The sequence below is a fragment of the Conyzicola sp. genome, from assembly GCF_046714715.1.
Classification (GTDB): domain Bacteria; phylum Actinomycetota; class Actinomycetes; order Actinomycetales; family Microbacteriaceae; genus Conyzicola.
This window is the reverse complement of sequence record NZ_JBKKAD010000166.1, coordinates 1-13288: the sequence shown is the minus strand read 5'-3', so window position 1 is coordinate 13288 and position 13288 is coordinate 1. Positions and strand designations below refer to the sequence as shown.

Annotated in this window: 14 protein-coding genes; 12 read left to right on the top strand and 2 right to left on the bottom strand. The window is 66.9% G+C overall.

The window, feature by feature from the left end:
* Positions 1-14 precede the first annotated feature (14 nt).
* From ACLQ6X_RS12370 to ACLQ6X_RS12360, 3 genes are all read left to right on the top strand, one after another.
* The gene (locus ACLQ6X_RS12370; protein WP_411700455.1) at positions 15-245 is read left to right on the top strand and encodes a hypothetical protein; all 231 of its coding nucleotides are present in this window, start codon (positions 15-17) and stop codon (positions 243-245) included.
* 719 nt (positions 246-964) lie between these two features.
* Positions 965-1201, top strand: a complete 237-nt coding sequence (locus tag ACLQ6X_RS12365) for a hypothetical protein (RefSeq protein ID WP_411700454.1) — start codon at positions 965-967, stop codon at positions 1199-1201.
* Between the two features lie 3 nt (positions 1202-1204).
* On the top strand, positions 1205-2236 hold the full coding sequence (locus ACLQ6X_RS12360; protein ID WP_411700453.1) for an aldo/keto reductase: 1032 nt from the start codon (positions 1205-1207) through the stop codon (positions 2234-2236).
* Positions 2237-2240: 4 nt separating this feature from the next.
* Here the strand turns inward: ACLQ6X_RS12360 and ACLQ6X_RS12355 are convergent, their stop codons facing one another.
* Positions 2241-2990, bottom strand: coding sequence for a FadR/GntR family transcriptional regulator (locus ACLQ6X_RS12355; protein ID WP_411700452.1), 750 nt, complete (start codon positions 2988-2990; stop codon positions 2241-2243).
* A 179-nt stretch (positions 2991-3169) separates the two neighbouring features.
* On the opposite strand from ACLQ6X_RS12355, the gene ACLQ6X_RS12350 reads away from it, so the two are divergent.
* From ACLQ6X_RS12350 to ACLQ6X_RS12310, 9 genes are all read left to right on the top strand, one after another.
* Positions 3170-4069 (top strand): proline iminopeptidase-family hydrolase, encoded by a 900-nt coding sequence (locus ACLQ6X_RS12350; RefSeq protein WP_411700451.1) that lies wholly within the window; start codon positions 3170-3172, stop codon positions 4067-4069.
* Between the two features lie 55 nt (positions 4070-4124).
* Entirely contained in the window at positions 4125-5570 is a 1446-nt protein-coding gene (locus ACLQ6X_RS12345) for an APC family permease (RefSeq protein WP_411700450.1), read from the top strand.
* 3 nt (positions 5571-5573) lie between these two features.
* Positions 5574-6494, top strand: coding sequence for an acetamidase/formamidase family protein (locus tag ACLQ6X_RS12340; protein WP_411700449.1), 921 nt, complete (start codon positions 5574-5576; stop codon positions 6492-6494).
* Between the two features lie 86 nt (positions 6495-6580).
* Positions 6581-8152 (top strand): ABC transporter substrate-binding protein, encoded by a 1572-nt coding sequence (locus tag ACLQ6X_RS12335; protein WP_411700448.1) that lies wholly within the window; start codon positions 6581-6583, stop codon positions 8150-8152.
* Positions 8136-9239 (top strand): ABC transporter permease, encoded by a 1104-nt coding sequence (locus ACLQ6X_RS12330; RefSeq protein WP_411700447.1) that lies wholly within the window; start codon positions 8136-8138, stop codon positions 9237-9239. Before ACLQ6X_RS12335 ends, ACLQ6X_RS12330 begins: the two co-directional genes overlap by 17 nt.
* Positions 9236-10162: an ABC transporter permease gene (locus tag ACLQ6X_RS12325; RefSeq protein WP_411700446.1), complete on the top strand. Its 927-nt coding sequence runs from the start codon at positions 9236-9238 to the stop codon at positions 10160-10162. The genes ACLQ6X_RS12330 and ACLQ6X_RS12325 overlap by 4 nt, the downstream gene beginning before the upstream one ends.
* Complete coding sequence (locus ACLQ6X_RS12320) at positions 10159-10995, top strand: ABC transporter ATP-binding protein (RefSeq protein WP_411700445.1); 837 nt, start codon at positions 10159-10161, stop codon at positions 10993-10995. The genes ACLQ6X_RS12325 and ACLQ6X_RS12320 overlap by 4 nt, the downstream gene beginning before the upstream one ends.
* Before the next feature lie 32 nt (positions 10996-11027).
* On the top strand, positions 11028-11774 hold the full coding sequence (locus tag ACLQ6X_RS12315; protein ID WP_411700444.1) for an ABC transporter ATP-binding protein: 747 nt from the start codon (positions 11028-11030) through the stop codon (positions 11772-11774).
* A gap of 16 nt (positions 11775-11790) precedes the next feature.
* Positions 11791-12114, top strand: a complete 324-nt coding sequence (locus ACLQ6X_RS12310) for a hypothetical protein (protein ID WP_411700443.1) — start codon at positions 11791-11793, stop codon at positions 12112-12114.
* Positions 12115-12144: 30 nt separating this feature from the next.
* Here ACLQ6X_RS12310 and ACLQ6X_RS12305 read toward each other — a convergent pair whose 3' ends face one another.
* Positions 12145-13218 (bottom strand): dipeptidase, encoded by a 1074-nt coding sequence (locus ACLQ6X_RS12305; RefSeq protein ID WP_411700442.1) that lies wholly within the window; start codon positions 13216-13218, stop codon positions 12145-12147.
* Positions 13219-13288: the final 70 nt, after the last annotated feature.

The window sequence follows — 13288 nt, the reverse complement described above, 5'->3', positions numbered from 1 at the left end:
CGACATTCGTGGTCGTGGACAGGAACTCCATCGTCTGCGACCACGTCGGATCGGCGTCGCTGCCGCTGGGCCACGTGGCGGTGGCCGAATACCGCGCGGAGAAGGCCGGGTCGATGTCGAAGGTGGCGAGACCCTCGGCGCCGGTGGAGCCTGAGCCCGCCGCCGCTCCGCTCGGCTCGGCCCGCAGCGAGACGACCGCGCCCGCCACAGTCGCGGTGGAGTCACCGTCGCTGATCTGCACCTGAATCGTCACGGTTCGTCGTCGGTTCCACGGCCGAGGCGACCAGGGGCACAGCCGTCAAGGTCATGCCGACCACCGCGATGAGGGCTCCGGTCAGTCGAGTCCATCTAACTAACGGATGGGCGTGCAACGTCGTTGTCATTCTGACTCGTCTTTCCCGGCGCGTACCCAGTTTGAGGGTGAGATTTTCTCAACTGGATCATTACGAATATATGTGACATTCAATAGTGTTCGCGCGTATTGACTGTCACTCGCGACCCGTGTCGGCCGGCGGCTTTCGTGACGAGCGCATCGAGCATCACCACATCGATAGCGCCAAGAACGGTTCAAATGGCCATCATTTACCCATCAAAAACCCATCAAAAACGACCGTGACCGACTCGACGTGACCGCGTACAATCGAAGCTAGCGAACCGCCCGGTTCCCTGTAAACATAAGGGAATCCGAGGGTTTTCGGAGACATTCGGCAAGGACCAAGAACAGGGCCTGCGCCCTCCAGGGGGTCGCAGGTTCAAATCCTGTCAGCCCGACACAGGCACGCGAAACGCCTTCCTTCGGGAGGGCGTTTCGTCGTTAAGCCACGTGCAGAACTAAAGCGCTGGCCCGCATCAGGGCGGGAATCCCATTCGGTGTGAACATCCGGTCACGGAACTGTCGGCTACCCCCTCGAGCCGTGTGACGCAATGGCTTATCGGCACCGCGCCGCCTGCTTACGGTGGAGCGATGAGCAGACATGGCGAAGCAGCACCAGGAACACCGGGCGACGGATACCAGGACACCAACGAGCGCGACATGGAGGCGAAACAGGGCGAACCCGTGGCCGAGAGCGAGGCATTCGACGACCCGGAGCTGGATCCCGACGATGTCAAGGTTCTGCCGGGCACGGGCGGGCCCGACGACGTGGGCGAGCTGGACGAGCCCTTCGAATACGACCCGACCGGTCACGCGAATCAAGACTGAGTCATGAAATACAGAAATCTCGGAAACTCGGGCGCGATCGTGTCGGAGCTGACGCTCGGAACTATGACCTTCGGTGCGGAAGCCGACGAAGCGACCTCGCACGCGATCGTCGACGCGTTCGTCGATAACGGCGGCACTTTCATCGACACCGCCGATGTCTACAGCGCGGGGGAGTCGGAACGGATCGTCGGCCGCTGGCTCTCCGCGAATCCCGAGGCGGCGAAGCAGATCGTCGTGGCGACCAAGGGACGGTTCCCGATGGGCGACGGCCCCAACGACCTGGGGTTGTCGCGACGCCACCTCCGCACGGCGCTCGACGCCTCCCTCACACGGTTGGGCGTCGACCACATCGACCTGTACCAGATGCACGCCTGGGACGCCCTCACCCCGATCGACGAGACGCTGACCTTCCTCGACGACGCGGTGACCGCCGGGAAGATCGGCTACTACGGGTTCTCGAACTACCTGGGCTGGCAGCTGACCAAGGCGGTTCACCGGGCCGCCGCCCTCAACATTGCACCGCCCGTGACGCTGCAGCCACAGTACAGCCTGCTCGTGCGCGATATCGAGCACGAGGTCGTTCCCGCCGCGATCGACGCGAACGTCGGGCTGTTGCCGTGGTCGCCCCTGGGCGGCGGGTGGCTCACCGGCAAATACGAACGCGACGTTCCCCCGACCGGGGCGTCACGCCTCGGAGAAGACCCGAAGCGCGGCATGGAGGCGTGGGAGGCTCGCAACGCCGACGAACGCACCTGGACAGTCCTCGCCGCGGTCGAGGCGATCGCGAGAGACCACGACGCCACCGCGTCGCAGGTCGCCATCGCGTGGCTGCTGACCCGACCGGCTATGACGAGCGTCATCCTCGGCGCCCGAACGGTCGACCAGCTGGTCGACAATCTCGGCGCCTCCGACCTCGAGCTGAGCGACTCGGAGATCGCCCGGCTGTCGGACGCCAGCGCGCCCCGCGCCGACGACTACCCGTACGGCAGTGCCGGCGTCGCGCAGCGCGACAGGAAGATCGGCGGCGGGCGCTAGAGGCCTACGCCGTCACCCCGGCCTTGAGCAAAGCTGCCTCGAGCAACTCGAGGTCGATTCGCGCGTGCTCGCGTGCGATGCGGCTCGCATCATCCGCCCGCCCGTCGCAGATCGCGTCGACGAGCCGTTCGTGATCCGCCAGGGCCCGCGCCTCCATCGCGCGCATGCCTTCGGGGGCGCCCCACAGGTGGGCGGGTGCGACGATGCTCACCGCCGATTCGAGTTCGCGCAGAACGCCGGTGAGGGTATCGCTGTGTGACGCGGCGAAGATGGCGAGGTGCAGCAGCTCGTCGGCGTGCTGCGACTCGCGGCCCGACTCCGCGTTGCGGAAGTCGGCGAGGCGGTTCCGGAGCGTCGCCACGTCGTGATCGTCGCGGTTCTCCGCAGCGGCTCGGGAGATGGTGCCGTGCAGCCTGCTCACGGCTTCGCAGGTGTCGCGCAGCGATCCCCATTTTGCCGACAGCGTGCGCTGGACCGAAGCGCTGGATGTCTCGGACCACTGTTCCGTGACGAAGGAGCCGCCCCCGCGTCCGCGCTGGGTTTCCAGCAGGCCGCGGTCGACGAGGCGGGCGATCGCCGCGCGCACGGTCATCCGGCCCACCCTCAGCGACGCGGCCAGGTCGCGCTCCGACGGCAGCTTCGAGCCCGGAAGGTACTCGCCGATGGCGATGGCGGTGACGAGCCGGTCGGTGAGCTCGTCGATGCGGGAGGCGGTGGCGAGGGGTGTGCTCAGAGCGGCCTTCACCGATGCCATGGCTGCCCCTTCGACGGGTGCGGCCACCCCGTGCGGGTGCCGCTATGTGTCAACCATGTTAAGTCATTAGTTTTGGTCTTGATCAGAGACCATTGCGTCGGCCAGTATTGGCGAACCTTCAGCCGATCATTCACCCGGACGCAATCTCCGGGTGCGATGCAGTCCACCCAGGAGTCGCCGTGCCCGATGTTTCTACGCGGATGATCCCGTTCGGCGCGTGGGAGACATGGGTGCGCATCACCGAGCCGGACGAGCCCCGCGCGGGTGCCCTGCCGCTCATCGTTCTGCACGGCGGCCCCGGAATGGCGCACAACTACCTGCGCAACCTCGAGGCGCTCGCGGAGACCGGCAGGCGGGTCATCCACTACGACCAGCTCGGCTGCGGCAACAGCACGCACCTGCCCGACGCCCCAGCGGAGTTCTGGACCCCGCAGCTCTTCGTCGACGAGTTCACGAACGTCGTCGAGCACCTCGGCCTCACCGACTACCACCTCCTCGGGCAGTCGTGGGGCGGGATGCTGGGTGCCGAGATCGCCACTCGTCGCCCTGACGGTCTGCGGGCGCTCGCCATCTGTAACTCGCCGGCGTCGATGCAGCTGTGGGTCGAGGGAGCAGCGGAGCTGCGGGCCAAGCTGCCCGCCGAGGTCGAGGCGACCCTGAGCGCGCACGAGGCGGCCGGAACGACGAGCGCCCCCGAGTACCTGCGCGCCACCGAGGTCTTCTACGAGCGTCACGTCTGCAAGGTCGTGCCCACCCCCGACGACTTCCGCGAGAGCGAGCAGCAGATGGAGGCCGAGCCCACCGTCTACCACACGATGAACGGGCCGAACGAGTTCCACATCGTCGGAACGCTGCGGGACTGGACGATCGTCGACCGCGTGCACCTGATAGACGTTCCCACCCTCGTCGTCGCGGGGGAGGACGACGAGGCAACTCCCGCCACCTGGGCTCCTTTCGTAGAGAACATCCAGGATGTCGCCGCGCACGTCTTCCCCGGCGCGAGCCACTGCACCCACCTCGAGCAGCCGCGGGAGTTCCGCGCGGTGATCGCCGAGTTCCTCGCCCGCCACGACGCCTGATACGTTCCCGCGCTCCCACGACCCCCCACCACCACCTGAAGAGAAGGATCCGAAGATGACCACCGCACATCATCACGAGCGCGCCGAGGAATTGAGTGCGCAAGCTCAGCTGGAATCGTTTGGCTACAAGCAGGAGCTGAAGCGTTCGGTCTCTACGGCCGACCTCCTCATCTACGGCCTCATCTTCATGGTGCCCATCGCGCCGTGGGCCATCTTCGGCACGGTCTACAACGCCTCTGGCGGCATGGTGCCGCTCGTCTACCTCATCGGCTTCATCGCGATGATCTTCACGGCGCTCGCCTACGCGCAGATGGCCAAGTCCATCCCGCTGGCCGGTTCCGTCTTCTCCTACGTGGGCCGCGGCATCCACCCGACCGCCGGATTCTTCGCCGGCTGGGCGATCCTGCTCGACTACCTGCTCATCCCGACCCTGCTCTACGTATTCGCTGCTGAGTCGATGATCGGCATCTTCCCCGGCACGCCGCGCTGGATGTGGGCACTGATCTTCGTCGCGATCAACACCGTCGTCAACCTGCTCGGCATCAGCTCGATCAAACGGATGAACCGCGTCTTCCTCGCCATCGAGGTGGTCTTCATCGTCATCTTCGTGATCATCGCGGTCACCGCGCTCAACGGGGGAACCATCCCGGGCGCCGAGTTCACCACCGACCCCATCTGGGACGCGAGCAAGGTCAGCGGCCCGCTCATCGCATCCGCTCTCTCCATCGCCGTGCTCAGCTTCCTCGGGTTCGACGGCATCTCCACCATGGCCGAGGAGTCCACCGGCCGTCGCAACGCGGCGGGCAAGGCCATGATCATCGCGCTCGCCATCGTCGCATTCTGCTTCGTGCTGCAGACCTGGCTCGCGAGCGCCCTCGCCGCCGGACGCGAGTCGTTCAGCGACGACGAGGTGGGTAATGCCTTCTTCGACCTCGTCGAGGCCGCATCGAGCAGCGGCTGGGCAACGGCCTTCTTCGTGGTCAATGTGCTCGCTGTCGGAATCGCCAACGCCATGGCCGCCCAGGCCGCCACGTCGCGACTGCTCTACTCGATGAGCCGCGACCGGCAGCTGCCGAAGTTCCTGAGCAGGATCAACAAGCGCCAGGTGCCGCAGGCCGCCATCCTCGTGGTGTCGGTGCTCTCGGCCATCCTCGTTCTGTTCTTCGTCGGCCAGATCGACCTCATCGCATCCCTCGTGAACTTCGGGGCGCTGTTCGGATTCATGATGCTGCACCTCTCGGTGATCGTGCACTACATCGTGCGCAAGAAGTCGAAGAACTACCTGCTGCACCTCGTCGTGCCGATCGTCGGCTTCCTGATCATCGGCTACGTGCTGCTCAACGCGAATGTCGAGGCGAAGGTCGGCGGAATCGTCTGGCTGGTCATCGGCGCGGGGGTGTTCCTCTACTACCGCAGCACCGGCCGTACGACCGAGCTGGGTGGGGACGACGCGAACGGCCCCGTCGAGGTTCCGGCCACCGGCGAGCGCGGAAGCCTCTGAGACATGGAGCACTTCCTCGACAAGACCCACGGCAAGCCGCACTTCTCGCCCGACGAGACGCCCGCGTTGCGAATCGCCCCCGGCACGGGCGAGCGCATCGCCTTCGAGACGAGCGACGAGGTGTACGTCCAACTGCACGAGCACAAAGACATGGCCAAGCTCACCGCGCAGATCAATCCGGTCACCGGGCCGCTCTACGTCGAGGGTGCGAAGCCGGGCGACACGCTCGCCGTCACCATCCACGACATCCGGCTGAAGGACTACGGCTGGTCGGTGAGCCTCCCCGGCTCCGGCGCACTGCAGCACGTGATGGGCGACGAGATGTTCACCCGCCAGGTGCCGATCGACGCGGCGGGCGTTCACGTGACCGACAGGCACGTGTTCGCGCCTCGCCCGATGATCGGATGCATCGGCACAGCGCCTGCGGCGGGAAGCAACTCCACGATCATGCCCACCTACGGGCAGGGCGGCAACATGGACGTCACCGAGTGCAGGCCCGGCTCGGTCGTCTACCTCCCGGTCATGGTCGAGGGTGCACTCCTCTCGATCGGCGACATCCACGCCATCATGGCGGAGGGGGAGTCGTCGTTCATCGCGATCGAGGCGGAGGGCGTGGCCGTCGTGAGCGTCGACCTCGTGCACGACATGCCGCTCCGTGCGCCCCGCATCGAGACGGCGGACGAGTGGATCTTCGTCGGTCTGGGCGACCCGGTGCAGGAGAGCATCCGGCGCGGCTACGAAGACCTCTTCGCCTTCCTCGTCGACGACCACGGCTGGACCAAGGGCGACGCCTTCGCGGTGCTCAGCGCCGTCGGGCACTCCCGGCTGGGCGGCCCGACGGGTTCGGGGGCGCCCGATCCGCTGCATCCGTTCGCCGCGGTGGGCGCGGTGACGATCCACCGTTTGTCGAAGAGCGTTCTATGACATCACGGCGCCTCTCAGGCGAAACGAGTCGGAAACGTCCGGCGCGTATAACTTCAGCAACACAACCACGCGTGAAGGGTAACGACATGTTGACAAACCGCCTGAGGGCACCTGCGCTTCTAGCCATCGGACTGGCCTCGGTGCTGGCGGTATCCGGATGTTCCGCGTCTCCGGCCGGCTCCGGCGACACGAGTGAGAAGACGCTCGTCATCGACAAGTCGTTCGACCTCAAGACGACGGACCCCGCCCGCGCGTTCGAGCTCACCGGCAGCATCGTCGACAAGGCGATCTACGAGACGGCGCTCGACTTCGAGGGCAGCGACGTGACCACCGTCGTACCCGGCATCGCGACCTACGAGGAGAACGACGACAACACCGTCCTCACCCTCACCGTCGACGGCGAACACACGTTCTCGGACGGCTCGCCGGTCACCGCCGACGACATCGTCTTCTCCTACCAGCGGGTGCAGGGCATCGCCGGCAACCCGTCGTTCCTTCTCGACGGGGTGACCGTCGAGAAGACCGGCGACGACACCGTCACCCTCACCAGCGCTACGCCGAACCCGGCGCTCCCCTTCATCCTCCCGAACCCGTCGCTCGGAATCGTGAACTCGAAGGTGCTGCTGGCGAACGGCGGCTCGACCGGAGCCGATGACGATGCCGAGGCGTTCCTCAACGAGACGTCCGCCGGATCTGGCCCGTACATGCTCGAGGCGTACAGCGTCACGACCAAGGTGACGCTCACGCTGAACCCCGAATACGCCGGTGACAAGCCCGCGTACAGCAGGGTCGTGCTCGAGAACGTGGAAGGCGCGACGCAGAAGATCAACGTGCAGGCCGGTGCCGCCCAGATCGCTCTGGACCTCAACGCCGACCAGGTCTCCGACATGGGCGACGACGTGAACGTGGTAGAGAACGTGTCGCCGTACCTCATCTACTCCTGGTTCAACCAGGATGCCGCGGTGAGCGCGGGCGTCACGAACCAGCCCGACTTCCTCAAGGCCGTCCGCCAGGGTATCGACTACGACACGATCCTGTCGATCGCGGGAGAGGGCGCCGTTCAGCCGGGTGGCATGGTTCCCTCCATCTTCACGGGCGCGCTCGAGTCCGACCCGTCCAATGTGTTCGATCTGGATGCCGCGAAGGAGGCTCTCGCGTCGTCGGGCTACAACGGCGAAGAGGTCACCTTCTCCTACCCGAACGACATCACAGTGAACGGCCTGCAGATGCAGACCCTCGCCGAGGCGATCCAGTCGCAGCTCAAGGATGTCGGCATCACGCTCACGCTCGCCCCCGGGCCCATCTCGACCTTCCTCGACGCGTTCCGTGCCGGCACCCTCCAGTCGGGCATCATGTACTGGGGTCCCGACTTCCCCGACCCGTCGAACTACCTCGTCTTCAACCCGGGGGAGTCCCTCGGCCTGCGTGCCGGTTGGGCCGCGGGAACGGACGAGGCGGTGACGTCGGCTGCGGCCGCCGCCGCGGCAGCCAGCGGCGACGAGCGCGTCTCGGCGTACGAGGCCTGGCAGACGGCCGCGAACGCGAGCGGACCGTTCGTGCCGATCGTGCAGCCCGGCCAGTACGCGGTCACCACGCCGGAGATCTCATCACTCGAACTCAACCCCGTGTGGACGATCGACATTGCCGACATCAAGTAACAGCGTCACCGAAGCGCCCGGGCCGCTTGTCAGTGACACGATCACCGACAAGCGGTCCAGGCACCTTCACCCGCTAGCCCGCTACATCCTCGTACGTGCCGGCATCAGCATCCTGCTGATCTTCGGAGTCACGCTCGTCACGTTCACGCTCGCGAATCTCGTTCCCGCCGACCCCGCGCAGGCAGCGCTCGGCGAGCGCGCGGCGAGCGACCCGGAGATCGTGGCGGCGTACCGCGAGGCGCGCGGGCTCGACAAGCCGCTCGTCACGCAGTACGTCGTCTACGTGACCAACCTGTTCCGCGGCGATCTGGGCAACTCGACGCAGACGAACAATCCGGTGCTGCAAGACCTCTCGGTCGCGTTCCCCGCGACCGCCGAACTCGCGCTGTTCATCATCCTGTTCTCGATCATCATCGGCGTCGGACTCGGCACGTGGGCGGCGCTGCGCCAGAACCGCCTCTCCGATCAGCTCTTCCGTGCAGTGAGCCTCATCGGTATCTCGGTTCCCACGTTCTGGCTGGCGCTCGCCGCCTTCTACGTGTTCTTCTACCAGTTGCGCTGGGCGCCGGGTACCGGGCGCCTGAGCGCGGCACTCCAACCCCCGCCGCACGTGACGGGCATGTACACGGTGGACTCCCTGCTCGCGGGGCAGTGGGCCACCTTCGGCGACGCGCTGGCTCACCTCGTGCTGCCCGGATCGGTGCTCATCCTGTACACGGTCGGTCTGCTGCTGCGTTTCTCCCGCTCGGCCGTGCTCGACGTGCTCGGTCAGGAGTACGTGCTCGCGGCGCGGGCGAAGGGCCTCCGACCCTCGGCGGTGGTGTTCCGGTACATCCTGCGCGGCGCCTCCCTGCCCATCCTCACCATCGTGGGCCTCGCGTTCGGCTCCCTGCTCTCGGGCACCGTGCTCACGGAGCAGGTCTTCGGCTGGGGCGGCATCGGCCAGTACGCGTACAAGTCGGCGACGACTCTCGACCTCCCCGCGGTGATGGGAGTCGGCCTCGTGGTCGGCGTCGTCTACATCGTGACCAACTTCCTCATCGACGTCGTCTACGGCGTCATCGATCCTCGGGTGCGTGTGCAATGACGAACAGCGAGTCGCGTCTCGAATTGGAGACGGATGCTGCGGCCGCCAGCATCCTCGACGAAGCCCGCCCCCGGCGCCCCCGGCCCCGCCTTCCGGCCGCCTACCGTCGCCCGATGGCCGTCATCGGCATGTCGATCATCGCGGCCTGGTTCCTCGTCGCCATTTTCGTTCCGTTCATCGCGCCCTTCGACCCGCTCGCGCAGAGCTTCGAACGGTTGCAGCCTCCGGGCGGCGAGAACCTGTTCGGAACCGACGCGCTCGGTCGCGACGTGTTCTCCCGCACCCTGTACGGCGCGCGCATCTCGCTGCCGCTCGCTCTCTTCCTCGTCGTCGCGTCGGCCGTCATCGGTTCGGTTCTCGGCGCCATCGCGGGGTACTTCGGCCGGTGGCTCGACGAGATCATCATGCGCTTCTCCGACCTCGTGTTCGCTTTTCCGACGATCATCCTCGCGATGATAGTGACGGCGGCGCTCGGGCCGAGCCTCACCAACGCAGTCATCGCGCTCCTGCTGGTGTCGTGGCCGAGCTACGCCCGCGTCATGCGCTCGATGGTGCTCGGAGCGCGATCCCGCGAGTACGTCGTGGCGGGGCGGCTGCTGGGCTTCGGTCCCTTCACCTCGTTGCGTCGCGACATCGCACCCAACGTCGTCGCGCCGATCCTCGTGCTGGCAACCCTCGACTTCGGAAACGCCATCCTGTTGCTCTCGGGGCTGTCGTTCCTGGGTCTGGGAGCGACCCCGCCGACACCGGAGTGGGGAGCGATGGTGGCCGACGGCGTGCAACAGTTCAGCGACTGGTGGCTCGCCGCGTTCCCGGGTCTCGCGATCTTCACCGTCGTCGTGGCGTTCAACATGCTGGGCGACGCGCTGCGCGACTCCCTTGACCCGCGCACCGCCGGAGCCGTTCAGGGAGTGAAGATATGACCGGACTCCAGATCCGCGGACTGACCCTCGAGCTGGGCGCCCGCGCGACACCCAAGGTGATTCTCCGCGGCATCGACATCGATGTGCCCGCCGGCTCGATCACGGGGCTCGCCGGAGAATCGGGCTCTGGGAAGACGATGACCGGTCTCGCCGTCATGGGCCTGCAGCCCGCCGGCTCGCGACTGGGCGGCAGCATCGCCCTCGACGGGCCTCGTGGCCGGGTGGAGAACCTTCTGCACCTCAAGCCCCGCGCGATGAACGCGCTGCGAGGACGCGACGTGGCCATGATCTTCCAAGACCCGACCGCGAGCCTGCACCCGATGATCACCATCGAGCGCCAGCTGACCGACGGCATGAAGCACCACTTGCGTATCACCGGACGAGAGGCGAAGGAGCGCGCGATCGCGCTGCTCGAGCGGGTGAAGGTGCCGGACCCGGCGACCGCTCTGAAGAAGTATCCCCACCAGTTCTCCGGCGGACAGCTGCAACGCATCGCGATCGCGATCGCCCTCTCGAGCGAGCCGTCGGTGCTCATCGCCGACGAGCCGACGACCGCACTGGATGTCACCGTCCAGGCCGGTATCCTGCGGCTCCTGCGCGAGCTGTGCGACGGTCTCGACCTGGCGATCCTGCTCGTCACCCACGATCTCGGCGTGATGTCGGCGCTGGCCGACACCGTCACGGTGATGCGTTTCGGCGAGGTCGTCGAGCAGGGTGATCGCTACCAGGTCATCCGTGAACCACGCAGCGACTACACCCGGTCGCTCATCGATGCCCTGCCGCGCGTGCCCACGCCCGATATCCCGGGCCTTTCCGGAACGGACACCCACTGATGGCCGGCCACCTTTCCGTCACCGACGCCCGCGTGACCTACAAACTCCCGGGACGCCGCACGCTCACCGCGGTCGACGGTGTGAGCTTCGACCTCGCGCCGGGCGAGGTTCTCGGCCTCGTCGGCGAGTCGGGATGCGGCAAGTCCACACTCGCCCGCGCGATCTGCGGCCTCGAACCGCTCTCCGGGGGCCGGATCGACTTCGACGGCGACGAGGTGCGCACGCTCGGGTTGCGCAAGCGGCCCGCCCGACTGCTGCGCATCCAGATGGTCTTCCAGAACCCCTACAGCTCGCTCAATCCGCGGCGGCGCGTCGGTGCCCAGATCGAAGACGCCCTCGCGATCGCCGGCGACGACCGCTCCACGGTCGACCGGCTACTCGACGACGTACACATGGACCGCAGCGCCGCCACGATGTTTCCCCACCAGTTCTCGGGTGGGCAGCGGCAGCGCATCGCCATCGCGCGTGCCATGGGCGCGCGCCCCGACGTGCTCGTCGGCGACGAACCGATCGCGTCGCTCGACGCATCGCTGCAGGCCAAGGTCGCGACGCTGATGCGCGACGTGGCGCTCAAGAACGGCGCGTCGCTGCTGTTCATCAGCCACGACCTCTCGGTGGTGCGTGTCGTCGCCGACCGTGTGGCGGTGATGCGGGCCGGCCGGATCGTCGAGACGGGAGCCGTGGCATCCGTCTGGAATGATCCGAAGCACGAATACACGCAACGCCTTCTCGCGGCGATACCGATCGCGGACGGCCTGGGACGACTGCCCGTTGAGTGAGTCACGGGAGTCGAACATGCTCGACGGCACAGAGTTCATCATGCAGTCGTCGACGGCGAGCGCTGTCGATCCGGCGGCTCCGACGCGGTTCTGGTATTTCGACAACCGTGGCCTGATCTGGGGCAACTACGTGGGAGACACCGTGACCGAGGGCCGGTTCGTCGGTGAACGACAGGGGCGCACACTCACCGTCCAGTTCGTTCACACGCTGAAGGCCGACGGATCCCACGTGAGCGGCTCGAGCACCAGCCAGATCGAGGGTGAGGCCGGGAGCCTCAGGCTCGTCGAGGACTTCGTCATCGATGGCCACGACCACGTGAGTATCTGCACGCAGGTGTAGGAGCGGCGGCCCGCGGCTCCGCGAACCGGCCTAGAGCTCGAGCGCAGGCGTGCCGTCGCCGCCCGAGGCGAACAATTCGTCGGTCTCGGCGAGCACCCGCAGCACATTGCCTCCCGCGAGTGCGGCGAGGTCGTCGACGCCCCAGCCACGGCCGGCCAGCTCGTCGAGCAGTGCCGGGTAGCCATCGACGCCATCGAGACCGACCGGGAACATGTCGGTGCCGTCGAAGTCGCCACCCAGCCCGATGTGCCTCACGCCGGCGACCGCCCGGGCGTGCTCGATGTGGTCCGTCACGTCGGAGATGGTCACGGCGGGAGCCGGCGCAGTCATGTCGCCCTCGGCCCAGGCCGCGAACCGCTCGCTGAGAAATTGTGGAACGAACGTGATCATGATCACGCCGCCGTTGTCTGCGAGGCGGGCGAGCACGTCATCGGGCACATTGCGCGGGTGATCGGAGAGCGCCCGGCACGAGCTGTGGCTGAAGATCACGGGCGAGGTCGTCGCGTCGAGGGCGGCGTGCATCGTCGATGGCGCGACGTGCGAGAGGTCGACCAAGACGCCGAGACGGTTCAGCTCGGCGATGTACCGGATGCCACGTTCCGACAGCCCGCCGTGGCGGGGTTCGTCGGTGGCGGAGTCTGCCCACGAGGTGTTGTTCGTGTGCGTGAGTGTCAGGTAGCGCACACCGAGTCGCGCGAGCATCCGAAGCACGGCCGGGGAATCGTTGAGGCTGTGCGCACCCTCGGCCCCGAGCAGGGAAGCAATGCGACCAGACTGCTGCGCCTCGACCACGTCGGTGGCGCTGCGGGCGATCGCGAAATCGTCGGGGTAACGGGCGACCAGTCGATACACCCAGTCGATCTGCTCGAGCGTCGACTGCACTGCTCGTTCTCCAGCGACCACGTCTTCAACCCAGACAGACCAGAACTGGGCTCCCACCCCGCCGGCCCTCAGCCGTGCGATGTCGGTGTCGCTCGCGAGTCCGTGCTGCAGGCCCTCGACCGAATAGCCCCGGTTCACCCGGCACTCCCACGCCCAGTCGTTGTGGCCGTCGATGATGGGGGAGATGGCGAGCGCCTGTCGAACCTTATCGCGGGAAGTCATCCAGCAACGCTAGTGCCCCGCGCTCGATTGATCACACGCGAGGGGGGGGGGGGGGGGGGGGGAGGGGTGG